Source organism: Martinezella lusitana (assembly GCF_010668395.1).
Taxonomy (GTDB): domain Bacteria; phylum Pseudomonadota; class Alphaproteobacteria; order Rhizobiales; family Rhizobiaceae; genus Rhizobium; species Rhizobium lusitanum_A.
In genome coordinates this window covers 79,701-102,025 of sequence record NZ_WUEY01000003.1, presented here as the reverse complement: position 1 = coordinate 102,025, position 22,325 = coordinate 79,701, and the positions used below count along the sequence as shown (strand labels likewise).

The window sequence follows — 22,325 nt, the reverse complement described above, 5'->3', positions numbered from 1 at the left end:
GGAAATCATGTATCGTTACGATGAATTCGACCACGCCTTTGTCGCGGAACGGGTTGCCCAGTTCCGCGATCAGGTGGAGCGACGCCTCTCGGGTGAGCTTTCGGAAGATGCCTTCAAGCCGCTGCGTCTGATGAACGGCGTCTATCTGCAGCTGCACGCCTACATGCTGCGCATTGCCATTCCCTATGGGACGCTGAGCTCGCGCCAGATGCGCATGCTCGCACATGTCGCGCGCACTTACGACCGCGGCTATGGCCATTTTACCACGCGCCAGAACCTGCAGTTCAACTGGCCGAAGCTCTCCGAGATGCCCGATGCGCTGGCAGATCTGGCCTCGGTCGAGATGCATGCCATCCAGACTTCGGGCAACTGCATTCGCAACGTGACGGCAGATCATTTCGCCGGTGCGGCGGCCGATGAAGTCGCAGATCCCAGGCCTTATGCCGAAATACTGCGGCAATGGTCTTCCGTGCATCCGGAGTTTTCCTTCCTGCCGCGCAAGTTCAAGATTGCCGTTACCGGCGCCGAGCGCGACCGCGCCGCGATCCAGGTCCATGATGTCGGCCTGCATCTGAAGAAGAACGACAAGGGCGAGATCGGCTTTGCCGTTTACGTCGGTGGCGGCCAGGGCCGCACGCCGCTCGTTGCCAAGCTGATCCGCGACTTCCTGCCGGAGCAGTATCTTCTGTCCTACATCACCGCCATCATGCGCGTTTACAATCTGCATGGCCGCCGCGACAACAAGTACAAGGCGCGCATCAAGATCCTTGTGCATGAAACCGGCGCCGAGGAACTGGCGCGGCAGGTCGAGGTCGAGTTCGACAAGCTTAGAGACACGGAGTTGAAGCTGCCGGAAGCGGACGTTCAGGCGATTTCCGCCTATTTCGCACCGCCCGCGCTGCCGGAACGTGCCGAAGGCTGGGAAAGCCTCGCCCGCTGGAAGAAGACCGATCCGGACTTTGCCCGCTGGGTGCAGCAGAACGTGCAGCCGCACAAGAACCCCGACTACGGCATGGTGACGATTTCGCTGAAGCCGATCGGCGGCATTCCCGGCGACGCTTCGGATGCGCAGATGGAAGTGGTGGCCGATATTGCCGAGGAATATGCCTTCGACGAAATCCGCGTCAGCCACGAGCAGAACCTCATCCTGCCGCATGTGGCGCTTGCGGATCTCGAAGCCGTCTATCGCGGCCTCGTCGCCGCCGGTTTGGAAACGGCGAATGCCGGTCTGATCACGGATATCATTGCCTGTCCCGGCCTCGATTATTGCGCGCTTGCCAATGCGCGTTCCATCCCGGTCGCGCAGGAGATTTCCAAGCGCTTCGGCTCGGCCGAGCGCCAGGCTGAAATCGGCGAGCTGAAGATCAAGATCTCCGGCTGCATCAATGCCTGCGGCCATCACCATGTCGGTCATATCGGCCTGCTCGGCGTCGAAAAGAAGGGTGCGGAACTCTATCAGATCACGCTCGGCGGTTCCGGCGACGAGAACACATCGATCGGCGAGATCATCGGCCGCGGCTTCGAGCCGGACAAGGTGACCGACGCCATCGAGACCATTGTCGATACCTATCTCGGTCTTCGTCTGGATCCTTCCGAAACTTTCCTCGCCGCCTATCGGCGGGTCGGGCCGCAGCCGTTCAAGACCGCGCTTTACGGCTCGTCCTCGACGGCAGCCGAAGCGGCGTAAGGAGATTGAACATGACCAAGATCTGGCGGGAAACCGGCTTCGTGGAAAACGATCCGTGGGTCATCGAGACGGATGACGTCAAGGCGACCGAGACGCAGAAGCCTCTGCTCGGCCTCGATGCGTTGATCGCGAAGGCGGAAGAGAGCAACGAGGTAGGCCTCGGCGTCGTCATCAAGCCGGCGGACGACGTGACCCGGCTGCAACCCTATCTCGATCGCCTCGATATTGTTGCCGTTGCCTTTCCGGCATTCAGCGATGGTCGCTCCTTCAGCCATGCTTCGCTTTTGCGCCAGCGCCTCGGCTACGCGAACGAACTCCGCGCCGTCGGCGATGTGCTGATCGATCAAATTCCATTGATGCTGCGCGTCGGCATCGATAGTTTCGCCGTGACCAACGAAACGGCACTGAAGCGACTGTCGGAAAATCGGTTGCCCGGCATTCCGCACTATTATCAGCCGACCGCTCGCCGCGCCGAAGGCGGACAGGCCTACAGCTGGCGACGGTTGCCGGCGAAATCGGCCTGATGTCGGCAGGCCTGTTGTTGCGGCAATCCGACTTGGTCGGGTTGCCGTATGCAAGTCTCTCGATAAATGTGATGCCGCCGATCTGGAATCTTGACTGAAACATGCATATTTCAGTCTTGTGCCGCCGGATGAAATGGAATGCCTTTCAATACCGGCTGTATTATTATATCAGCATCGCGCAATGAGCCTGCCAGGAATGACGTGTAAGATTAATACGGGATCCGAGACAGAATGAACGCCCCCGCCAAATCAGATGAATTTGCTTCAGCAGTCCCCGCCGGCGTCTTCGCCGAGAAGGTGCTGAGCGTCACGCATTATACCGACCGGCTCTTTCGCTTTACCATGACCAGGCCGCAAGGCTTCCGCTTCCGTTCAGGCGAGTTCGCCATGATCGGCCTGATGGTCGATGGCAAGCCGCTTTATCGCGCCTATTCGATTGCGAGCCCTGCCTGGGCCGACGAACTCGAGTTCTTCTCCATCAAGGTGCCGGACGGTCCGCTGACCTCGCACCTGCAGAACATCAAGCCCGGCGACGAAGTGCTGATGCGCAAGAAGCCGACCGGCACGCTGGTTCTCGACGCGCTGACACCCGGCCGTCGGCTGTACATGTTCTCGACCGGCACCGGTATCGCGCCGTTTGCGAGCCTGATCCGCGATCCCGAGACCTACGAGAAGTATGAGGAAGTCATCCTCACGCACACGACGCGCGATGTCGCCGAGCTCAAGTACGGTTTCGATCTCGTTGAGGAAATCCACAACGACGAAATCCTCAGCGAAGTCGTCGGAGACAAGCTGCGCCACTATGCGACGGTGACACGCGAGGAGTTTCCCTTCACGGGCCGCATCACCGATCTCATCGAAAACGGCAAGCTTTTCAGCGATCTCGGCGTGCCTGCCCTCGATCCCGCCATCGATCGCGGCATGATCTGCGGCTCTTCCGCCATGCTCAAGGACACCAAGGGGCTGCTTGAAAAGGCCGGCCTGAATGAAGGTGCAAACAACAAGCCTGCCGAGTTCGTCATCGAACGCGCTTTCGTCGGCTAGACGAATCCCATAGGCGGAATGCAAGGCGGTTTCGGCAGCGAAGCCGCCTTTTTCATGTGTGGCTTAGGTAGTCGATAAGCGAAGCCATGGCTGCGCGCGCATGGTCCGGATCGCCGTCGAGAATGGCTTCGATCGCCTGAACATGCATGGCGATCGCCTGATCCATCCGGTCATGCATCCCTGTGGAAAACCATAGGCGGCGTGCATGCGTCTGCACCGGTCCAAGTGCTGCCGTGATGAAATTGTTAGGGCAGGCGGCTTCGAGAATCTCGTCGAACGTCTTATCGGCGGCGAAAAAGCCGGGCAGGTCGTTGGCAAGGGCACAATCCGCCATGAGCCGCGCACATTCTCGCAACTCGTCGCGCTGCTCCGCATCGGCATGAGCCGCCGCAAGTGCCGCCGCGATCGGCTCCAATTCGCGTCTGACCTGCATGACGTACCGATGATCCTCGGGGCGAATCTCCGCGATTTGCAGGCCGACGCGAGGGCGAACATGGATCAAACTCTGCCAGGCAAGTTTCTGGATGGCCTCGCGCACGGGTGTTCGTCCATGCCTCGCCATCTCGATCAGCTGTTTCTCGGTAACGAGGGCGCCAGGCTTCAGCCTGAGTGTCACGATCGCGTATTCCAGCGCGAGATAGGCGAGGTGGCTAAGCGAATTCTGCATTCGAGGCGATGTCCGGCGTGCACTTGGATGGCGCAGAGTGTCATCTGACGCCGTCGAAGGCAACCGATTGTGATATATCAGTATGTGATTTAACCAACGCCGCTTTATCCGGCTCGTGTATATCGAGACGCCGGATCGCCGCTTGGAAGGGCGACGATCTCGGTGGCAATCCTCAAGCTCGGCTCAAGGGGCCGTGCATCATTGCCCGATTGCAGTGGAAAGGCTCGGAGGCTTCCGCTTGGCCGCCATGAGCAGGTCCAGCTCCGTCGATGACGGGCCGAACTTATAGAAGAGGCGCTTTGCCTCGGCATCCTCAAGGCGATATTTGCGCGCAAATTCGGCAATGCTGTAGGGGCGGCCGCGGATGGCTTTGCGGGCGGTTGTCCGATTGGCGTTTTCCGTCATGTTTCCAACTTCCTTTCGGTTCCAGTTTTTATAGATAGCGCCGAGGATGATGTTGGAAAGGCCTTGAAATGCATCGTGACGTTTCAGGTTTGTATCTGCCTCCAGGTTCTTGGAAACCCGCCTGTCGTCTTCGCAAACCGCAGCGCCCCTGATGCGACGTGCATTTGGCCTTCGTCTCGCGAAGTCCAGGCAACAAAAAAGGGAAGGCGGTTTGTTCCGCCTTCCCTTTTTCCTCTTCCCGATTCGGGCCGTCTCGCCCGATGCGTTGTTAACGCCGGATCAGTCGACCGATGAAAATCAGGATGCAGGCGCCGATGAAACCCGTGATCAGGTAGTTCAGCCATACATGGAACGGCAGGGCGATGCCGAGAACACCGAACAGCCAGCTGGCGACGAGCGCGCCAACAATGCCGAGGATGATGTTCATGACTATGCCTGTGTTGCTTTTCATGATCATCTCGGCAAACCAGCCAGCTAGGCCGCCGATGATAATTGCCGCAATCCAACCGACGTGTGCATCTTCCATAAAAGAACCTCCTGAGGGCCCGACAGGTTGTTAACAAGAACTGATATACACCAAAAACGATTCGCACCCCAACAGTTGCCGATGGCGAGCCGCTGGATACTATCATTGCAACCCTGATTATTAAGGGAAATTGTTACGGTTGTTCAGGGTGCCGGAATGGATCGATACGTGATTCATGCATTTTCACGGCGAAACGCTTTAACCGTTCATCTCTTTGGAGGATCTCAACGACGCGCCGCCGCCATTTCATCGCCTGGAGGTGAGGAAAAGCATGTTCGCGCCGTCATAACCGTGATTTTATGGGTTGACCGCAATAGGGCGTCTGCATATGTTCCGCGCACTTCCAGCCGGGGCAGGATCTGCCTGCGGAGAGGGAGAGCGTAGCTCAGTCGGTAGAGCAACTGACTTTTAATCAGTAGGTCTCGGGTTCGAACCCCGACGCTCTCACCAAAATCAACCACTTAGGCATCTTTCCTGGGACTTTTGGAACCGACAAAAAGTCCCACGACCCCACGCCCTCGAGACTGTATTCCAGTCGTGTTGGTCTGATTCCGGGTGCGTCAGCGAATTTCATTGCCCATAAACTTGCGTCGTGATGCACAGGCTGTTGATCGCATTTGTGGCAAAATGGCTGGCGAAAAACGTTGATTTGATAGTAAGGTATACTGATTAATATGACGGTCGATAAAGACGATGGGCGACTGATGGAGTTCGTGGCGGACCTATCTGCGTGGGAAATCTACGCAATCGTTTGCGGGTTTTTAGGCTCGCTGGGGATTTTGTTCGGGCTGCTGGCCGGAAAGAGGTTTGGGATCGCGTTGAAAGTGCTGCCCCTGGTCGGTGTGGCGATCACGACGCCGGTAACCGAACGAGTTGTGATTCCCTATCTCGCGCAGCGCTATCCGGTGATCTTCGCCAACAAGGATCTACCCAAAAAGATCGATCAGAAGACCACGCTGACGAAAATTGACCTGACCGACCATATCTACAGCTATTTCTATGATCTGGATGACGACGACGACGACTTCGATCCTCCCGTCGTGAAGTCCGCCCAGCTTTCTGATCTGTGCAACTTTCTTGTGCCGAAGTTCAGTTCCGGCGAGGCCTCGCTGGCGAACTATATCTACCAGCTCAAGGGAAGGGACTACTCGTTTTCCGTCGATAGCACGGACTGCTCATAAGACTGGCATCGGCAACACCGTCACGAGCGCTTTGATCTCATGGCCGCGGCTCTCAAGCCTGCTTGTCAGCACTGATTCTCCGCCGGGCAATCATGCGATTGTCGAGAGCGCTACGATCGCCACCGCAGTCAGGCCGCCGAAGATCGGCAGCAATATGAGCATAACAAGCCGGGCCAGCTTCTTCTTTTCGACCAACGTCATGATCAGGTTCCTCACATGTAAGTGAAACTCAAACGCTGGAATTCATGATTCGTTTCGTATCGATCATCGATTCGTAATATAACATCTCGCTAAAAGTATGGCGCTTTATTGTTGCGACGTTCTTAACGCATGTCTAAGCGCCGCAATCGGAGCGCGTGGCCGCTGGCGATACCCTTCATTTCCTCTGGAACAGAATCGAATCGACAGAGTTTCCTTCCAAACAGAAGGAGACGCAATCTTGGCACATGATCGGTCAGATGATCCGCATGGCGGAACACAGGACAAGCAAGCGCTGGCGAAGATACAGCACAGCAAGGCGCGCGATGTCGATGCGATGGACAAAGAGGATGACAAAGCCCCCCTCGTTGCCGATCCGCGCAACAGGCTGGCGGATGGCAAGGTCGATCCGGCGACGAAGGAGTTGAAACCCAAGGATACGTGAGCAATCCGGATTTGGGGCTGCCGGTTTCATGCGCCGTTGACGCAAGATAAAAAGATACCGGCCCGCTTGGGCGAGCAAGGATTGACCGTTCGCCTCCAGCGTGCATAACTTCCCCTATCTGAGGGGGATAGTTTCATGAAAATCAGTGGGTTCGCTATTGTCGCCATCTCGACGGCGTCGCTTGCGTCGTGCGCCATAACGGTGCCCGTGGCAGTGATTTCCGGCAAGGGCGACGTCATGCGAGGAACGTCCACGGCGACGATGTCCGGCGGCAGCTTCCAGGTTGCCGGGAGGCTGAAGGGCAAGACCGTCAAGTGTTCCGGCACCTATGATGCGCTCGATACCTCCGTGACGATTTCCATGGCTGTTCACTGCTCCGATGGCCGAAAAGGCATCGTCATCGCCACACGCCAGGCCAACGGTCTCGATGGCTCTGGCCGCGTCCGGCTGACCGATGGCACCGAAGCTGATTTCGTCTTCGGTCAGGCGGCAGCGGCGCTCTGAAGGTTGTGGGAGGCGGGAGCCGCGTAACCCAACGCGTGGCTCTATGCTGTGCAGCGACTCAGGTCTGCCACCGTTTCAAGAGTGCATTGGCTGCGCCGGCGCTGCCGTGGAGCCGTTGTCGCCCATGGCAATGGCCATGATTGCGAGAAGAACATAATCCCGTTTCCAGCCCGATTTCGTTGCGGCAGCGATCAGGCTCTCGACCGAAGGCTCGAGGGCGAAAAGACAAGCCGCAAGATAACGCGCATGCGTTGCCGCGTCTGAAGGGGGAGGATTTATGGCTGGTTTCAATTTCCTGCTCCGTCCGTTGATTCGACCGAACAGGAACAAGGTGTAATTCCAGCGGGTTTCCCGCGTTTGTCTCGTTTGTTGCAAACTATTGCCGCTGCCGCGACCGCTATTTTACAGCGGAGGGACATGTGGTTGCACGAGCGAACCGCATGCATGCGTGAGATCCGCTTTAAAGAAACAACGACATACGCGGCAATGCCATGGAGAGCGGCATCGCTCATCGATGCGAAGAAGCCGAAAGATAGACACCCTGCGCCGAACGAACAGCCTTCCGAAGCTGCCCGTGGGTGTATCCATCCGGTTATGTTGGGAGCGACGAATTTGCCGCAGCGATCAACTTTACCGTTATTTCAACGGTAAAGTTGACCGGTGATTGAGACGAGCCTCGGCTTTTAGGCCTTGCCGCCGTTTTTCTTGCAGTCGCTTCGGAACTTGGCGCGCGCCTTGCCATGCAGGCCCTTGGCGTCAGCCTGGGTCGAACATGCCTTGGAGACGGCGGTCTGAGCCGGCTTCATCGCTTTCGGCTTGGCCGTGGTGGTCGCCGCGGGAGCTGCGGTCGTTGCGCTGGGGGTTGTGGTTGTCGTGGTGCTGGGGGTCGCCGTTTGTGCCATGGCACTTACGCTGAAGAGCGCGGCAAAGGCTGCAGTCGTGAACATAGTCGCAATTCGCATGGGGCTTTTCCTCCGCTAAATAATTTGGGTGGAATGTACGTTGTTCGACGAACAATGGCAGCTTGAACCAATATTTTTGCAAAAGCAATTTGTTCGTAAGGTCGCTCTGCGGCTGTTGGTCACGCTTGAAAAACCTAGGTTTTATGCATCCGTAGGCCCGTCTCAATTCCGTCAACTTTAAGGCAACACGATCAAGCCCGCTCGAAAAGGTGATTGGCTTTCATACCCTGGCGACGTTAGGAAGGAGCCGGAATGACATAGCCGGAGTCCATCGTGTCGCTTGCCGATATTTCGCTTCTGAGCGCCTTGCTTGCCGGGGCACTTTCGTTTCTTTCGCCCTGCGTGCTGCCGCTTGTGCCGCCCTATCTCTGTTATATGGCGGGAATATCGGTCGAGCAGTTCCGGGGCGGCGCAGCCGTAGTCGCAGCGCCGAGCGTTCGCGGCAATGTGCTGATGTCGGCACTGTTCTTCACCTTGGGTTTTGCCACCGTATTCGTCGCACTTGGCGCCGGCGCTTCTTCCATAGGCCTGCTGCTGCGCCAGCACCTCGATATTCTCGCCAAGATCGGCGGCCTCATCATCGTCATCATGGGCCTGAATTTTCTCGGAGTTTTCCGCATCGGCCTTCTGGCGCGGGAAGCGCGTTTCCAAAGCGGCGGCACGCCGGCGACGCTGACGGGCGCCTACATCATGGGTCTTGCCTTTGCCTTCGGGTGGACGCCCTGCATCGGCCCGGTGCTTGGCGCCATCCTCGGTATCGCCGCTTCGCGTGAAACGGTTGGCGCCGGCGCCGGCCTGCTCGCCGTCTACTCGCTCGGGCTTGCCATTCCCTTCTGGATCGCCGCCGGCTTCTCCGGCGCCTTCATGAGCTTCCTCTCCCGCTTCCGCCGCCATCTCGGCACGGTCGAAAAGATCATGGGCGGACTGCTGGTGCTCACCGGTCTTGCCTTCATCTTCGGCTACATCAGCGACATGGCGATCTGGTTTCAGCAGACCTTTCCGATCCTGATGAAAATCGGCTAAGTCGGGCCATATCTTTCGCCCTCATTTTTTCGGTAAAATGGAACATGCCCGATGGCTGACCCCCATGGCTGATATCGTCGGTCTGCTGCTGCCATTCTTCGGCCTGATCCTCATTGGCTACATCGCGGCCCGCATCACCAGGCAGCCGGCGGAGGCGCTGGGCTGGCTCAATACATTCATCATCTATGCCGCATTGCCGGCACTGTTCTTCAAGCTCGTCTCCCAGACACCGATCGAACAGCTGACGCGGATCGATTTTATCGCCACGGATATCGCCGCGACCTATTCGATCTTCCTGCTGCTGTTTCTGGCCGGCCGTTTCCTGCGTCGCAACTCTTTGGCGGATAGCACGATCCAGGCCTTTGCCGGCGCCTATGGCAATATAGGCTATATGGGGCCGGGCCTGGCGCTATTGGCACTGGGCGAGAGGGCTGCCGTTCCCGTAGCGCTGATCGTTTGCTTCGAAAATGCGCTGCATTTCATCGTCGCGCCGGCCTTGATGGCGCTGGAAGGCGGAGACAGGCGTTCGCCGTTGCGGCTTGCCGCGGATATCGCCCGCAAAGTGCTGTTGCACCCCTTCATCCTGTCGACCGCTCTCGGTTTCCTCGTGGCGGCGTTTTCGCTCAATCAACCGGTCGCCTTCGAGCGGTTTATTAATTATCTCGCGCAAGCGGCTGCGCCATGTGCATTATTTGCCATGGGCGTGACGCTTGCCTTGCGCCCGCTGAAACGAATTCCAGTCGAGATCGGCTATATCGTGCCGGCAAAGCTCATCCTGCATCCGCTCGTCGTCTATGCTGTTCTGCAGTTTGTCGGCGGTTTCGATCCCATATGGATCGAGGCGGCCGTATTGCTGGCAGCGCTGCCGACAGCGACGAATGTCTTCGTCATCGGCCAGCAATATGGCGTCTGGCAGGAACGAGCCTCCGCCACCATCCTGATCACCACGGCCTGTTCCGTGGTGACGGTTTCGCTTGTTCTTTATGTCATAAAATCGGGCGTCTTACCGGCGCAGCTTTTCCCGTAATATCGACGGAAAATTGCGCAGGCTGCCGCCGGGCTCGATGCCCTCGCGCATGACGAGATTGCGGAGCGGAGCGATGGCGGAAAGCACATGCAGGCCCGCAGCCCGCAGCATCTGTACTGGCAAGAAGTCCGACAGCAGGGAGCGATTGAGGAGATCGACGCTTGCCGTGCGGCTGACGATATCGGCGCGCCTCTTGCGGTCGAAGCTGTCGCCTGATGTCGCCGGAATCGGTTGATCCGGACGTGAGCAGAGGATCTCCGACAGCGCCAGTATATCGCGCAGGCTCAGATTGAGTCCCTGCGCGCCGATCGGCGGAAACACATGCGCTGCTTCGCCGATCAGCGCAGCACGGCCCTTGCCAAAGCGATGAGCCGTCATGCCGGAAAGCGGCCAGACCTGCACGCTATCCTCCACGCTTACCTGACCGAGCATCGATTGCATGCGCTCTTCGACCAATCTGCCAAGCTCTTCGAGCGACTTCTCTGCATTGGCGGCAGCTTCCGCCGGCTTCTGGACCCAGACGAGGCTGGAACGCCTGCCGGGCAGGGGAACCTGGGTAAACGGGCCGCTTTCCGTATGAAATTCCGTGGAAATGTTCTGATGCGGCAAGCTGTGCGCAAAATTCAGCACCATGGCCGATTGCGGATAGGACCAGCCCTTCACCTTGATCCCCAGCGTCTCGCGCACCATCGAATTGCGCCCGTCGGCGCCGACGACGAATTCGGCATCGATCGAATCGCTGTTGTCGAGGCTGATCGATACGCCGTCGTCGCGGAAGACTATTTCGGACGCTGTGGCCTCGATGCGGGTGATATTGCCTTCCGATTCGATGGCCTGGCTGAGGCTATCGAGCAATACGGCGTTCGGAATGTTGTAGCCGAAGGCCTCCAGGCCGATTTCCGACGATCTGAAAGAGACGGTGGGCGCCCGCAGCAGCCGCGAAGTGCCGTCGATAATGCGCATCGTGGTCAGCGCAGCCGCCGAAGGCGCGATCCTGTCCCACAATGTCAGGCGTTCCAGAAAGCGGATCGATTGGTCCATCAACGCCGTCGTCCGCTTGTCGGCTTTGTTATGCGGCGCGGCGACAAGGGCGACGGATCTTCCGCCGCGCGCGAGCGCGAAAGCCGTAGTCATGCCGGCCAGGCCACCGCCGATAACGGCCACTTCAATCTGCTTCATATCGATGCCTCAATTGCCTCTGGTTCTGAAAATAGGCGCTTAGCCTGTTGAAATCCATGGGATGAAACATCGCAACGGGTGAAAATGACAGCAAGTCGCGCTAGCGTGCCCGGATCGAAGCTTTTGTGCTGGCGGTGCAAACCAAAGGATGCATATTAGCGAAAAACCGCCTGCCGGGGCAGGCGCATAAGCAGGCGAGTCACGGGGCGGATGAAAATCTTCAATTACAAGCGGGTGCCTTATGCGGAGATGCGTGCTTTCTCCGTTCATATATTGACGGCATCCGGATCGTTTCTCGCCTTTCTTGGGGTGGTCGCGGCATCCGAGCATCGGTTTGTCGATATGTTCTGGTGGCTTGGCCTGGCGCTGCTGGTCGATGGCATCGACGGGCCGATCGCCCGCAAGGTTCGTGTCAAGGAAGTCCTGCCCAACTGGTCCGGCGATACGCTCGACAACATCATCGACTACGTGACCTATGTGCTCCTGCCGGCTTTTGCGCTCTATGAAAGCGGCATGATCGGCGAGCCGTGGTCCTTCGTCGCGGCCGGCATGATCGTGGTTTCCAGCGCCATCTATTACGCGGATACCGGCATGAAGACCGATGAATATTTCTTCTCCGGTTTCCCGGTCGTCTGGAACATGGTGATTTTCACGCTCTTCGTCATCGACGCCAGCGCAACGACGGCCATGGTCCTCGTCGGCGTTTCCGTCGTCTTGACCTTCCTGCCGATCAATTTCCTGCATCCCGTGCGGGTCAAGCGCTTGCGGCCGCTGAACCTCGGCATATTTCTCTTCTGGTCGGCGCTTGGCATCTATTCGCTGCTGATGCATTTCGTCATGCCGCAATGGGCCGTTGTTCTCTTCATCGTCAGTGGTATTTATCTCTATTGTATCGGCGCCGTGCTGCAGTTCTTCCCGTCTCTCGGGCGTCAATGAGGATCGAGCGTGATGAAGAAGACCAAGGTCATCCGCATACATGAAAATGGCGGTCCCGATGTCATGAAGCTGGAGGAGGTGGATCTGCCGCCTCCGGGCGCCGGCGAGGTGCAGATCCGTCATGCCGCGATCGGCCTCAATTTCATAGACGTCTATTTCCGTTCCGGGCTTTACAAGGCGCCGCAGTTTCCATTGCCGCTCGGCAAGGAGGCGGCGGGTACGATCACCGACGTCGGCCCCGGCGTGACCGATTTTGCCGTGGGCGACCGCGTCGCCTATGTCGGCAGCGACGGCGCCTATAGCGTCGAGCGCAACATCGATATCCGCCATCTGGTCAAGGTGCCGGACGATATCCCGCTCGAGACTGCGGCATCGATGATGCTGAAGGGAATGACGGCCGAATATCTGCTGAACCGCACCTTCAAGGTCGGCCCCGGAACGACCTTGCTGTTTCATGCGGCTGCCGGCGGCGTCGGCCTGATTGCCGGCCAATGGGCCAGGGCGCTCGGTGCTGCCACGGTGATCGGAACGGCAGGCTCGCCTGAAAAGGTGGAGCTGGCATTGGCGCATGGCTACGACCACGTCATCGATTATAGCAAGGGCAGCTTTGCCGATCGCGTCCGCGAGATTACCGGCGGCAAGGGCGTGGATGTCGTCTACGACTCGGTCGGCAAGGATACCTTTCCGCACTCGCTCGATTGCCTGAAGCCGCGCGGCATGTGGGTGACCTTCGGTCAATCGTCCGGCCCGATCGAGAATTTCAGCCTGGCCATCCTCAACCAGAAGGGTTCGCTTTTCACGACGCGTCCGAGCCTTTTCGCCTATGTCGGCACACCAGAAGAGTTGAGAGCCAGCGCCGGCGCATTATTTGCTGTTGTGCAAAGCAACAAAGTGCGTATCAATATTCATCAGACTTATCCGTTGAGCGATGCAGGGCGCGCGCACGCGGATCTGGAAGCCAGGAAAACGAGTGGAACTACACTACTGATCCCATAGATCCGTAAAGGGCAGGACGGTGGGAAGGAAATGAGGGGAACGTGTCGTCATCCGATGCGCCGGCAGCCGGTGCACTATTGTCGGTTCGCAAACTGACGAAACTGTTTGGCAGTTTTGCAGCCTGCAACGAAATCGATCTTGAAATCCAGTCAGGTGAAATTCACGCTCTTTTGGGCGAGAATGGTGCTGGCAAATCCACGCTCGTGAAGATGCTGTTCGGCGTGCTCGAGCCGTCGCATGGGCAGATCGTCTGGAAGGGGCAGCCCGTGTCGATCGACTCGCCGGGCACCGCGCGCAAGCTCGGCATCGGCATGGTATTCCAGCATTTTTCCTTGTTCGAAGCGCTGACTGTCGCCGAAAATATAGCGCTCTCGCTCGACAGCAATATCCCGCTTGCGAAAATTTCCGAGGAAGCTGCAAAGCTTTCGCATGCCTATGGCCTGCCGCTCGACCCGAACGCGCATGTCGCCGATCTTTCCGTAGGCGAACGGCAGCGCATCGAAATCGTTCGCGCGCTTCTGCAGAACCCGAAGCTCATTATTCTCGATGAGCCGACCTCCGTTCTAACGCCTCAGGAGGCCGATCGTCTCTTCGAAACGCTGTTCCAGCTGAGGGATGAGGGGCGTTCCGTACTCTACATCAGCCACCGGCTGGAGGAAGTGCAGCGCATCTGTTCGCGCGCCACCGTGCTGCGCCATGGCAAGGTGACGGGTGCCTGCGATCCGCGGCAGGAAACGACCGGATCGCTCGCCCGCATGATGGTCGGCAGCGATGTTGCGAGCGTGCAGCATGAAGGCCTTGGCAAGAAGGGAGACATTCTCCTGGAAGTAGCCGGCCTTTCGGCGCCGGCCCGTACTCCCTTCGCCATGTCGCTGAAGGATGTTTCCTTGCGCGTGCGCGCCGGGGAAGTCCTGGCGATCGCTGGTGTCGCCGGAAATGGCCAGGGCGAGTTGTTCGATGTCATTTCAGGCGAATATACTGTGGTGTCGGACGATCTGATCCAGGTGCGCGGCAAGGCAGTCGGCACCAAGGGCATCAATGCGCGCCGGTTGCTGGGGGCCGGTTTCGTGCCGGAAGAACGTCACGGCCACGCTGCAGTATCGGCATTGAAGTTGTCGGACAATCTCGTGCTTGCCCGCAACCAGTCGGATCGCAAGGCGTTCCTGGGTGGCGGCTTCCTCAATGTCATCAGGCACGGCGCGGTCAAGCAGGCGACGAAGCGGATCTGCGCGGCCATGGATGTGCGCAAGAGCGGCGAGGACCCGGCCGCCAGTGCGCTTTCCGGCGGCAATCTGCAAAAATTCATCGTTGGCCGCGAACTGGATCGGCAGCCACGCGTTCTCGTCGTCAATCAGCCGACCTGGGGCGTGGATGCGGGCGCTGCCAGCCGCATTCGCCAGGCTCTGGTCGATCTCGCCCGCGACGGCTCGGCCGTGCTCGTCATCAGCCAGGATCTCGATGAGATTTTCGAAGTCGCGACAGACATTGCCGTCATTTCGGAGGGGCGCCTGTCGGCGTCCTATCCCGCCGGCGAGCTGACCCGCGAAAAGATCGGCCTGCTGATGGGCGGCCTGAATGAATCCCAGACGCATTCGGAGCCTGCACATGCGCATTGAACTCGAAAAGCGCCCGCAGGTCTCAAAGCTGTTCGGCTTGTTGTCGCCGCTGCTTGCCCTCGTCCTGGCGTTGATTGCCGGCACCATCATGTTCGCCATCATGGGCAAGGATCCCGTCGAGGCGCTCGATGCCTTCTTCGTCGAGCCTTTGCTGGAGGTCTGGTCGCTGCACGAACTGGCGATCAAGGCCGGCCCGCTGATCCTGATCGCCGTCGGCCTTTGCCTCTGTTACCGCTCCAACAACTGGAATATCGGCGCGGAAGGCCAGTTCACCATGGGCGCGGTCGCCGGATCCTACATCCCGATCATCTTCACCGATTGGCACTCGCCGATGGTGCTGCCTTTGATGCTCGTTGCCGGCGCCATCGGCGGCGCGCTCTATGCCGCCATTCCGGCCTTGCTGAAGGCGCACTTCAATACCAACGAGATCCTGACGAGCCTGATGCTGGTCTATATCGCGCAGCTCTTTCTGGATTGGCTATCGCGCGGGCCGTGGCGCGATCCGCAGGGTCATAACTTCCCGCAGAGCATCGACTTCCCGCCGGAGGCCGTCCTGCCGGCCATATGGGAAGATTCGGGCCGCGCGCATTGGGGCATCGTCTTTGCCGTGATCGCGGCGATCCTCGCCTGGTTCCTGATGAAATACACGCTGAAAGGCTTTGAGATAACCGTGCTCGGCCAGTCCGGGCGAGCAGGGCGCTTTGCCGGGTTCTCGTCGCGGAAAATGGTCTGGTTCGCCTTCCTCTTCTCCGGCGCGCTGGCGGGGCTTGCCGGCATATCGGAAGTCTCCGGCTCCATCGGCCATCTGCAGCCGGCGATTTCGCCGGGCTACGGCTTCACCGCCATCATCGTCGCCTTCCTTGCGCGCCTCAATCCGCTTGGGGCCATCCTTTCCGGCCTCGTGCTGGCGCTGACCTATCTCGGCGGCGAGGCTGCGCAATTGTCGCCAGGCATTTCCGCCAAGGCGGCGAGCGTCTTCCAGGGATTGCTGCTGTTTTTCGTGCTCTCCTGCGACACGCTGATCTACTACAAGATCCGGCTGGTCTGGTCGCGGGTTCGGGGAGGTGCCGCATGAGCGTCTTTGAAGCAGTCCTCCTCACCATCATCACGGCATCGACCCCGCTCGTCATCGCCGGCCTCGGCGAGCTGGTGGTGGAGCGCTCCGGCGTGCTCAATCTCGGCGTCGAAGGCATGATGATCATTGGCGCTGTCGCCGCTTTCGTCGGGGCGCAGATAAGCGGGTCGCCCTATGTCGGCCTGGTGACGGGCATCATTGCGGGCGCGTTGTTTTCGCTGCTGTTCGGGTTCCTCACCCTGACGCTGGTCACGAACCAGGTCGCCACGGGCCTGGCGCTGACCATCCTCGGCCTCGGCTTGTCCGGCATGATCGGCGAGGGCTATGTCAGCGTGCCGGGCGTGCAGCTGCACGAGATCGTCTTCCCGTTTCTGTCGGATATTCCGCTGATCGGGTCGGTTCTTTTCAAGCAGGACTTGACGTTCTATCTCTCGATCGCGCTGCTCATCGGGGTCAACTGGTTCCTCTTCCGCAGCCGCGCGGGCCTTAAGCTGCGCGCCGTGGGTGACAGCCATGGCTCGGCCCACGCATTGGGCATCGACGTCATCCGCACGCGCTATCTCGCCGTCATGTTCGGCGGCGCCTGCGCTGGGCTCGCCGGCGCGCAATTGTCGCTCGTCTACACGCCGCAATGGGTGGAGAACATGTCTGCCGGCCGCGGCTGGGTGACGCTGGCGTTGGTGGTCTTCGCATCCTGGCGGCCGATGCGCGTCATGGCCGGCGGCTATCTCTTCGGCGCCGTGACGATCCTGCAGTTTCACGCGCAGGGATTAGGTATCGGCATTCCCTCGCAGTTCCTGTCGATGCTGCCCTATGCATCGACTATTGTGGTTCTCGTCATCATCTCTCAAAATCGCCGCGCGACCTTGATCAACACGCCAGCGTCGCTCGGCAAGGCCTTCGTTCCGGAGCGTTAAGAACAAGAACCGGACGGATTTCATAGTGTCAAACCAACAGGGGTAACCATGAAGAAACTAGCACTTGCACTCGCCACGACAGCCGCTGCCATCGTTGGTTTCGCCGCTGCAGCCGAAGCGGCACCGACCAAGGTCTGCTTCGTTTATGTCGGCTCGCACACGGACGGCGGCTATTCGCAGGCACACGATCTCGGCCGCCAGCAGATCCAGAAGGAATTCGGCAACAAGATCGAGACGCCTTATCTCGAAAACGTGCCGGAAGGCCCGGATGCCGAGCGCGCCATCGAGCGTCTCGCCCGCTCCGGCTGCTCGCTGATCTTCTCCACCTCGTTCGGCTTCATGGACGCGACCGTCAAGGTTGCCGAGAAATTCCCGAAGGTGAAGTTCGAGCATGCGACCGGCTTCAAGAGCGGCCCGAATCTCGCGACCTACAATTCGCGCTTCTATGAAGGCCGTTACATCCTGGGCCAGATCGCCGCCAAGACGTCGAAGAACCACGGTGCCGCCTACATTGCATCCTTCCCGATTCCGGAAGTTGTCATGGGCATCAACGCCTTCGAACAGGGCGCCCGTTCGATCGACCCGAGCTTCAAGCTCAAGGTCGTCTGGGTGAACACCTGGTTCGACCCAGGCAAGGAAGCCGACGCCGCCAAGGCCATGGTCGATCAGGGCGTCGATGTGCTGACGCAGCACACCGACACGACCGCACCGATGCAGGTGGCTGAGGAGCGCGGCATCCATGCGTTCGGCCAGGCTTCCGACATGATCAAGGCTGGACCGAAGGCGCAGCTGACGGCAATCGTCGACACCTGGGGCAACTACTACTCCAAGCGCGTGCATGCGCTGCTCGACGGCACCTGGAAGTCCGAGCAGAGCTGGGACGGCCTGAAGGATGGCATCCTGAAGATGGCCGATTACACCAACATGCCTGACGACGTGAAGAAAATGGCTGAAGAGACCGAAGCCAAGATCAAGTCCGGTGAACTCGCACCCTTCACCGGCCCGATCAACAAGCAGGACGGCACGCCCTGGCTGAAGGCTGGCGAAAAGGCCGACGACGGCACGCTGCTCGGCATGAACTTCTACATCGAAGGCGTCGACGACAAGCTGCCGGCCTCGAAGTAAGGCATCCGAATAGACTGAGGTAGACAAGGGGCGCCCACGGCGCCCCTTTTTCTATATCAAGAATAAACCTCCACCTACGGTGGAGGACTGGACGAGTTTTACACGGTAGTTGAGAGACCTCCTGCTTGAACCGCTGGCGTGGCCCAGACTTCAAACAAGGAGGTTATATGGATGAGCAATCGCTCTCGCATGCGACGTGGGACTGCAAATATCACGTTGTTTTTGGCAGCAAATACCGAACGAAAAGACTCTACGGGGATGTGCGTCGAGAGTTGGGTGAACTCTTACGTCGTCTGGCTCAGCAAAAGGGCTGCCAGATCGAAGAGGGTCATTTGATGCCCGATCATGTCCACATGTTGATATCGATCCCGCCGAAATACTCGGTCGCGCATATAGTTGGATTTTTGAAGGGCAAGACGGCTCTTTACATTGCCAACAAGTACGCGCGTAAGCGCCGCTACAAAGGGTATCACTTTTGGGCACGTGGGTATTTCGTGTCGACGACGGGCTATAATGAGCAGGTCGTCAGACAATATATCCGGAACCAAGAAAAGGCCGACAAAGCTTCCGACTTTGCCGACCTCTTTAATCGTAGCTACTAAGCACTAACAAAACCACTTCTAGTGGTTCAAGCGCAGCGTTTCAAACCTCCACCTTTGGTGGAGGTCATGACTTATGCGTCACCAAGTTGGTCTGCCCAGTGGGGCAGATCAATTAAAAGGTGAAAACGCGTGAAAGAATGAGTACGCTGCTACGGTAATCTCTAACTCACATATAAAGCTGGGTATCGCCATGTGCGTCAGATATGTAGTCGTAATATCAATGGTTCTGACTTTATTTGCGGCAACTGCGCACGCCGACGAAGGTCAGGATAGATACAACGCCGGAGACTACGAGCGCGCACTGAAATATTGGCAACCCCTGGCTGAAAATGGAGATACTCAAGCTGAGTTTGGTTTGGGGCTTCTCTATGAAACCGGGCATGGTGTGGCGCAAAACTTCGATACGGCCCAGAATTGGTATCGGAAGGCGGCAGAGCAAGGCTTGTCTGACGCGCAAAACGCATTGGGGGCTATGTACGATGTTGGTCGGGGTATTGCCAAAGATGATGTGCAAGCCATTGAGTGGTATCGCAAAGCGGCGGAACAAGGCAACGTCCGCGCGGAAGTTAATTTGAGCAATATGTACCGATTCGGGCTTGGTGTTCCTCGTGACATAAACCTTGCTATTGCTTGGCTTCAAAAGGCATCCGACGCTGGTAGCCCCGCTGCTCAATCCAATTTGGGCGGCATCTATATTTCAGAGGATGGAGGCAAAGATTATTCGAAAGCAGCAATTCTGTTTCAAAAATCTGCAGACCAAGGTGACCCAGGAGGGCAAAATGGTCTTGGCATAATATGCGCTCAGGGCCTGGGAAGACCAAAGGATGCTTCTTGCGCGGTGGATTGGTACCGGAAGGCAGCAGAGCAGGGTGATCCGCACGCTGAAGTGAATCTTGCGAATGCGTATGCCGATGGCGTTGGGGTCGAAAAGGACATGTGTCAGGCGTTGTTTTGGTATCGGAAAGCCGCGGAACACGGAAACGTCCAAGCGCACAAGCATCTTCAATATTTCCTTCAGGATGCGTGCATCCTGAAAGGCTAAATGATGAATTAAAAATATTACTATATGACTTTTCTGACTGAGGGCAGGTGAGACAGCTTTTGTGGGATGTCGCCGGTCTATCCGGAATCGTTTTTTCGATCTATATATTTACCGGATAATCGCTTGCCACGGCCGCTATCGAACTCGATGCGACTGCTGCTTTGGTTTTGGGCGGAACACTGCTGATGGGAGGAGCGGGGTTCGTCGGAGGAGCGCTCATCGGAATTTTCATACAGGGCTTGATTCAGACCTACATCACCGTCGGTGGAGCTTTCCAGCTGGTGAGCGAAGATATTGATCGGCTTATCGCTGTTTGCGTTTATTCTGATGCAGAAGAGCCCTCTGCCGATTTCCCGTTTGAACGGACGATATGTCTGAGGGAAGGACGGAGTGCTTGCGTGGCCGATTGCTTGAGACCAGAAAATCCGAGGGAAAGCCACGCACGAGCCATGCTCAGGTCGTCGATGAGCTAGGCAAGGCGATCGTATCGGGCATATTTCCGATTGGCAGCATTCTTCCGGGCGACAGCGAACTGTTGCAACGCTTCAAGGTATCCCGCACCGTTCTGCGTGAAAGCATGAAGACTTTGGCCGCCAAAGGGCTGGTCGTGCCGCGGGCGCGGGTCGGGACGCGCGTCACCGAAAAGATCCACTGGAACATGTTCGATAACGAAGTGCTCAACTGGCACTTCGAAAGCGGGGTCAACAGGGAGTTTCTCCTCCACCTTTATGACATACGCATGGCGTTCGAGCCCTTTGCAGCCAGCCTTGTCGCAGAGCGCGCCAGTCGCGAGGACATTGATCTGCTGAAGCGACTGGCGGCTTCCATGTCCGCGTCGCATCATACGTCGGATAGTCTTGCCATCGCGGATCTGCATTTCCATCTTGCCATCACCGAGGCATCGCAAAACCCATTCATGCGGTCGCTCGGCGGGCTTATCGAGGCCGCGCTCGTCGGCATGTTTCGCATGAGCGCCCCGCCGGCAAGCAACGGCTTCAGCAATATCGCGGACACGCATATGGCGATCGTCGATGCGATTGCCGCGCATGACGGCTTGGCGGCGCACAAGGCCATGGAATTTGTCATCATCGATGGCCGTCAACATGTGCTGGAAGCTTTTGCGGCCCTTGCAGATGCCTGACGCTTATCTCTAATTTCGCCGTGGTTCATAGTTCGACTTGTTGCTATGAGGGGATTGCGCCGGTCACGGGCGGCGCCTGACCGTATTTCTCGGAGCTTGAAATGGAACGTACCTGCCTCGCCATCATCCTCGCCGCCGGCGACAGTACCCGCATGAAGTCGTCTGTGTCGAAGGTCCTGCATCCGATCGCCGGCCGGCCGATGATCGCGCATGTCATGGAGGCGATCGCCAAGACCGATATCTCGGCCGCGGCTCTGGTCGTCGGGCGCAACGCGGATGATGTCAGTGCGGCAGCGGCAATCGGCGGCATTGCCGTCGAGTCCTACCTGCAGAAGGAGCGCCTGGGGACCGGCCACGCTGTCTTGGCAGCGCGCGAGGCGATTGCGCGAGGCTATGACGATATCATCGTTGCCTATGGAGACGTGCCTCTGCTGACCGATGCGCCGCTTCGGGCTGCCCGCCAGGGGCTGGCCGACGGCAATGACGTCGTCGTCATCGGCTTTCATACCGACAATCCGAATGCCTATGGCCGGCTGCTGGTCAAGGACGGAGAGCTGATCGCCATCCGCGAGGCGAAGGACGCGACCGATGCCGAGCTGGCGATAACCTGGTGCAACAGCGGCCTGATGGCGATCAACGGCCGCAAGGCGCTGGATCTTCTCGATCGCATCGGCAACAGCAACGCCAAGGGCGAATACTATCTCACCGATCTCGTCGAGATCGCCCGTTCGCTGGGCGGCCGTGCGGTAGCCGTCGATGCGCCGGAAGTCGAAATGACCGGCTGCAACAACCGCGCCGAACTCGCCTTCATCGAGCGCCTCTGGCAGGAGCGCCGCCGGCATGAGCTGATGCTGTCGGGCGTGACCATGATCGCGCCGGAGACCGTGTTCCTGGCCTATGACACCGTGATCGGCCAGGATGCGCTGATCGAACCGAACGTCGTCTTCGGCCCCGGCGCGGTGATCGAGGGAGGCGCGGTCATCCATGCCTTCTCGCATATCGAGGGCGCGCATGTCGGCGCCGGGGCGACGGTCGGGCCATTTGCGCGGCTGCGTCCGGGCGCCGATCTCGCCAGCGATGCGAAGGTCGGCAATTTCTGCGAGGTCAAGAATGGCAAGATCGGCGAGGGCGCCAAGGTCAATCACCTGACCTATATCGGCGACGCGACGATCGGCCCAGGCAGCAATATCGGTGCGGGCACGATCACCTGCAACTATGATGGCGTCAACAAGCACGAGACGCATATCGGCGCCCATGCCTTCATCGGCTCCAATTCCTCGCTGGTGGCCCCCATCCGCATTGGCGATGGCGCCTATATCGCCTCCGGCAGCGTCATCACCGATGACGTTCCCGCCGATGCGCTGGCTTTGGGCCGCGCACGCCAGGAGATCAAGCCGGAGCGCGCCAAGGTGATCCGTGAAAGGGCTCTCGCCATCAAGGCTGCGAAGAAGGGCGGCCACTAAACCCTTGCGCGACTGACGTAACGGTCGGAAATCGAAAGTG

General features: G+C 58.6%; 24 protein-coding genes, 1 tRNA gene and 1 pseudogene. 20 read left to right on the top strand and 6 right to left on the bottom strand.

Annotated elements, in window-relative coordinates:
* Nucleotides 1–7: 7 nt before the first annotated feature.
* The 3 genes from GR212_RS07395 to GR212_RS07385 all read left to right on the top strand — a co-directional run bounded on the left by GR212_RS07395 (nucleotide 8) and on the right by GR212_RS07385 (nucleotide 3,255).
* Nucleotides 8–1,687 (top strand): nitrite/sulfite reductase, encoded by a 1,680-nt coding sequence (locus GR212_RS07395; RefSeq protein WP_163985836.1) that lies wholly within the window; start codon nucleotides 8–10, stop codon nucleotides 1,685–1,687.
* Between the two features lie 11 nt (nucleotides 1,688–1,698).
* Nucleotides 1,699–2,211 carry a DUF934 domain-containing protein gene (locus GR212_RS07390; RefSeq protein WP_163985835.1) on the top strand — a complete coding sequence of 171 codons (513 nt, stop codon included), beginning with the start codon at nucleotides 1,699–1,701 and terminating at the stop codon, nucleotides 2,209–2,211.
* Between the two features lie 231 nt (nucleotides 2,212–2,442).
* Complete coding sequence (locus GR212_RS07385) at nucleotides 2,443–3,255, top strand: ferredoxin--NADP reductase (RefSeq protein WP_163985834.1); 813 nt, start codon at nucleotides 2,443–2,445, stop codon at nucleotides 3,253–3,255.
* A gap of 52 nt (nucleotides 3,256–3,307) precedes the next feature.
* On the opposite strand, the gene GR212_RS07380 is transcribed toward GR212_RS07385, so the two are convergent.
* From GR212_RS07380 to GR212_RS07370, 3 genes are all read right to left on the bottom strand, one after another.
* Nucleotides 3,308–3,922, bottom strand: coding sequence for a GntR family transcriptional regulator (locus GR212_RS07380; RefSeq protein WP_163985833.1), 615 nt, complete (start codon nucleotides 3,920–3,922; stop codon nucleotides 3,308–3,310).
* 198 nt (nucleotides 3,923–4,120) lie between these two features.
* Nucleotides 4,121–4,327: a hypothetical protein gene (locus tag GR212_RS07375; protein ID WP_163985832.1), complete on the bottom strand. Its 207-nt coding sequence runs from the start codon at nucleotides 4,325–4,327 to the stop codon at nucleotides 4,121–4,123.
* Nucleotides 4,328–4,595: 268 nt separating this feature from the next.
* Complete coding sequence (locus GR212_RS07370) at nucleotides 4,596–4,853, bottom strand: GlsB/YeaQ/YmgE family stress response membrane protein (RefSeq protein WP_163985831.1); 258 nt, start codon at nucleotides 4,851–4,853, stop codon at nucleotides 4,596–4,598.
* Between the two features lie 374 nt (nucleotides 4,854–5,227).
* Here GR212_RS07370 and GR212_RS07365 point away from each other — a divergent pair.
* The 4 genes from GR212_RS07365 (at nucleotide 5,228) to GR212_RS07350 (ending at nucleotide 7,181) form a co-directional block, all read left to right on the top strand.
* Nucleotides 5,228–5,303, top strand: a tRNA-Lys gene (locus GR212_RS07365).
* A gap of 224 nt (nucleotides 5,304–5,527) precedes the next feature.
* Nucleotides 5,528–6,034, top strand: a complete 507-nt coding sequence (locus tag GR212_RS07360; RefSeq protein ID WP_246725713.1) for a hypothetical protein — start codon at nucleotides 5,528–5,530, stop codon at nucleotides 6,032–6,034.
* A gap of 439 nt (nucleotides 6,035–6,473) precedes the next feature.
* Nucleotides 6,474–6,677 carry a hypothetical protein gene (locus GR212_RS07355; RefSeq protein ID WP_163985830.1) on the top strand — a complete coding sequence of 68 codons (204 nt, stop codon included), beginning with the start codon at nucleotides 6,474–6,476 and terminating at the stop codon, nucleotides 6,675–6,677.
* A 135-nt stretch (nucleotides 6,678–6,812) separates the two neighbouring features.
* On the top strand, nucleotides 6,813–7,181 hold the full coding sequence (locus GR212_RS07350) for a hypothetical protein (RefSeq protein ID WP_163985829.1): 369 nt from the start codon (nucleotides 6,813–6,815) through the stop codon (nucleotides 7,179–7,181).
* Nucleotides 7,182–7,256: 75 nt separating this feature from the next.
* Here GR212_RS07350 and GR212_RS07345 read toward each other — a convergent pair whose 3' ends face one another.
* Nucleotides 7,257–7,472 carry a hypothetical protein gene (locus GR212_RS07345; protein WP_204326310.1) on the bottom strand — a complete coding sequence of 72 codons (216 nt, stop codon included), beginning with the start codon at nucleotides 7,470–7,472 and terminating at the stop codon, nucleotides 7,257–7,259.
* 392 nt (nucleotides 7,473–7,864) lie between these two features.
* Entirely contained in the window at nucleotides 7,865–8,143 is a 279-nt protein-coding gene (locus tag GR212_RS07340; RefSeq protein ID WP_163985828.1) for a PsiF family protein, read from the bottom strand.
* Nucleotides 8,144–8,416: 273 nt separating this feature from the next.
* Between GR212_RS07340 and GR212_RS07335 the strand changes: the two genes are divergently transcribed.
* Nucleotides 8,417–9,166 (top strand): cytochrome c biogenesis protein CcdA, encoded by a 750-nt coding sequence (locus GR212_RS07335; RefSeq protein ID WP_163985827.1) that lies wholly within the window; start codon nucleotides 8,417–8,419, stop codon nucleotides 9,164–9,166.
* A 64-nt stretch (nucleotides 9,167–9,230) separates the two neighbouring features.
* Nucleotides 9,231–10,193 (top strand): AEC family transporter, encoded by a 963-nt coding sequence (locus GR212_RS07330; RefSeq protein ID WP_163985826.1) that lies wholly within the window; start codon nucleotides 9,231–9,233, stop codon nucleotides 10,191–10,193.
* Here the strand turns inward: GR212_RS07330 and GR212_RS07325 are convergent.
* Complete coding sequence (locus tag GR212_RS07325) at nucleotides 10,170–11,372, bottom strand: UbiH/UbiF family hydroxylase (RefSeq protein ID WP_163985825.1); 1,203 nt, start codon at nucleotides 11,370–11,372, stop codon at nucleotides 10,170–10,172. The two genes, GR212_RS07330 and GR212_RS07325, sit on opposite strands and share 24 nt — an antisense overlap.
* A 210-nt stretch (nucleotides 11,373–11,582) precedes the next feature.
* Here GR212_RS07325 and pcsA point away from each other — a divergent pair, with 210 nt between their 5' ends.
* The 11 genes and pseudogenes from pcsA to glmU all read left to right on the top strand — a co-directional run bounded on the left by pcsA (nucleotide 11,583) and on the right by glmU (nucleotide 22,285).
* On the top strand, nucleotides 11,583–12,308 hold the full coding sequence (pcsA, locus tag GR212_RS07320) for a phosphatidylcholine synthase (protein WP_163985824.1): 726 nt from the start codon (nucleotides 11,583–11,585) through the stop codon (nucleotides 12,306–12,308).
* Between the two features lie 12 nt (nucleotides 12,309–12,320).
* Nucleotides 12,321–13,304 carry a quinone oxidoreductase family protein gene (locus GR212_RS07315; protein ID WP_163985823.1) on the top strand — a complete coding sequence of 328 codons (984 nt, stop codon included), beginning with the start codon at nucleotides 12,321–12,323 and terminating at the stop codon, nucleotides 13,302–13,304.
* Nucleotides 13,305–13,345: 41 nt separating this feature from the next.
* Complete coding sequence (locus tag GR212_RS07310; RefSeq protein WP_163985822.1) at nucleotides 13,346–14,920, top strand: ATP-binding cassette domain-containing protein; 1,575 nt, start codon at nucleotides 13,346–13,348, stop codon at nucleotides 14,918–14,920.
* A complete protein-coding gene (locus GR212_RS07305) occupies nucleotides 14,910–15,995 on the top strand; it encodes an ABC transporter permease (RefSeq protein ID WP_163985821.1) in 1,086 nt (361 codons plus the stop codon). Before GR212_RS07310 ends, GR212_RS07305 begins: the two co-directional genes overlap by 11 nt.
* A complete protein-coding gene (locus tag GR212_RS07300) occupies nucleotides 15,992–16,912 on the top strand; it encodes an ABC transporter permease (RefSeq protein ID WP_163985820.1) in 921 nt (306 codons plus the stop codon). Before GR212_RS07305 ends, GR212_RS07300 begins: the two co-directional genes overlap by 4 nt.
* Before the next feature lie 48 nt (nucleotides 16,913–16,960).
* On the top strand, nucleotides 16,961–18,037 hold the full coding sequence (locus GR212_RS07295; protein ID WP_163985819.1) for a BMP family ABC transporter substrate-binding protein: 1,077 nt from the start codon (nucleotides 16,961–16,963) through the stop codon (nucleotides 18,035–18,037).
* Nucleotides 18,038–18,204: 167 nt separating this feature from the next.
* Nucleotides 18,205–18,639, top strand: a complete 435-nt coding sequence (gene tnpA, locus GR212_RS07290) for an IS200/IS605 family transposase (RefSeq protein ID WP_113356627.1) — start codon at nucleotides 18,205–18,207, stop codon at nucleotides 18,637–18,639.
* Between the two features lie 220 nt (nucleotides 18,640–18,859).
* Nucleotides 18,860–19,681 (top strand): tetratricopeptide repeat protein, encoded by an 822-nt coding sequence (locus GR212_RS07285; protein ID WP_163985818.1) that lies wholly within the window; start codon nucleotides 18,860–18,862, stop codon nucleotides 19,679–19,681.
* Nucleotides 19,682–19,746: 65 nt separating this feature from the next.
* Nucleotides 19,747–20,059, top strand: a pseudogene (locus GR212_RS07280) (sugar ABC transporter permease YjfF); the annotation flags it as partial.
* A 16-nt stretch (nucleotides 20,060–20,075) separates the two neighbouring features.
* Entirely contained in the window at nucleotides 20,076–20,822 is a 747-nt protein-coding gene (locus GR212_RS07275) for a FadR/GntR family transcriptional regulator (protein WP_163985817.1), read from the top strand.
* Nucleotides 20,823–20,923: 101 nt separating this feature from the next.
* Nucleotides 20,924–22,285 carry a bifunctional UDP-N-acetylglucosamine diphosphorylase/glucosamine-1-phosphate N-acetyltransferase GlmU gene (gene glmU, locus GR212_RS07270; RefSeq protein ID WP_163985816.1) on the top strand — a complete coding sequence of 454 codons (1,362 nt, stop codon included), beginning with the start codon at nucleotides 20,924–20,926 and terminating at the stop codon, nucleotides 22,283–22,285.
* Nucleotides 22,286–22,325 lie beyond the last annotated feature (40 nt).

What these genes read in the sequence shown, in the direction of transcription:
- GR212_RS07330 (WP_163985826.1), top strand. Translation starts at nt 9,231, where the DNA reads ATGGCTGATATCGTCGGTCTGCTGCTGCCATTCTTCGGCCTGATCCTC.
- GR212_RS07375 (WP_163985832.1), bottom strand. Translation starts at nt 4,327, where the DNA reads ATGACGGAAAACGCCAATCGGACAACCGCCCGCAAAGCCATCCGCGGC.
- glmU (WP_163985816.1), top strand. Translation starts at nt 20,924, where the DNA reads ATGGAACGTACCTGCCTCGCCATCATCCTCGCCGCCGGCGACAGTACC.
- GR212_RS07300 (WP_163985820.1), top strand. Translation starts at nt 15,992, where the DNA reads ATGAGCGTCTTTGAAGCAGTCCTCCTCACCATCATCACGGCATCGACC.
- GR212_RS07340 (WP_163985828.1), bottom strand. Translation starts at nt 8,143, where the DNA reads ATGCGAATTGCGACTATGTTCACGACTGCAGCCTTTGCCGCGCTCTTC.
- GR212_RS07295 (WP_163985819.1), top strand. Translation starts at nt 16,961, where the DNA reads ATGAAGAAACTAGCACTTGCACTCGCCACGACAGCCGCTGCCATCGTT.
- GR212_RS07395 (WP_163985836.1), top strand. Translation starts at nt 8, where the DNA reads ATGTATCGTTACGATGAATTCGACCACGCCTTTGTCGCGGAACGGGTT.
- GR212_RS07360 (WP_246725713.1), top strand. Translation starts at nt 5,528, where the DNA reads ATGACGGTCGATAAAGACGATGGGCGACTGATGGAGTTCGTGGCGGAC.
- GR212_RS07390 (WP_163985835.1), top strand. Translation starts at nt 1,699, where the DNA reads ATGACCAAGATCTGGCGGGAAACCGGCTTCGTGGAAAACGATCCGTGG.
- pcsA (WP_163985824.1), top strand. Translation starts at nt 11,583, where the DNA reads ATGAAAATCTTCAATTACAAGCGGGTGCCTTATGCGGAGATGCGTGCT.
- tnpA (WP_113356627.1), top strand. Translation starts at nt 18,205, where the DNA reads ATGGATGAGCAATCGCTCTCGCATGCGACGTGGGACTGCAAATATCAC.
- GR212_RS07385 (WP_163985834.1), top strand. Translation starts at nt 2,443, where the DNA reads ATGAACGCCCCCGCCAAATCAGATGAATTTGCTTCAGCAGTCCCCGCC.
- GR212_RS07305 (WP_163985821.1), top strand. Translation starts at nt 14,910, where the DNA reads ATGCGCATTGAACTCGAAAAGCGCCCGCAGGTCTCAAAGCTGTTCGGC.
- GR212_RS07380 (WP_163985833.1), bottom strand. Translation starts at nt 3,922, where the DNA reads ATGCAGAATTCGCTTAGCCACCTCGCCTATCTCGCGCTGGAATACGCG.
- GR212_RS07285 (WP_163985818.1), top strand. Translation starts at nt 18,860, where the DNA reads ATGGTTCTGACTTTATTTGCGGCAACTGCGCACGCCGACGAAGGTCAG.
- GR212_RS07325 (WP_163985825.1), bottom strand. Translation starts at nt 11,372, where the DNA reads ATGAAGCAGATTGAAGTGGCCGTTATCGGCGGTGGCCTGGCCGGCATG.
- GR212_RS07350 (WP_163985829.1), top strand. Translation starts at nt 6,813, where the DNA reads ATGAAAATCAGTGGGTTCGCTATTGTCGCCATCTCGACGGCGTCGCTT.
- GR212_RS07315 (WP_163985823.1), top strand. Translation starts at nt 12,321, where the DNA reads ATGAAGAAGACCAAGGTCATCCGCATACATGAAAATGGCGGTCCCGAT.
- GR212_RS07370 (WP_163985831.1), bottom strand. Translation starts at nt 4,853, where the DNA reads ATGGAAGATGCACACGTCGGTTGGATTGCGGCAATTATCATCGGCGGC.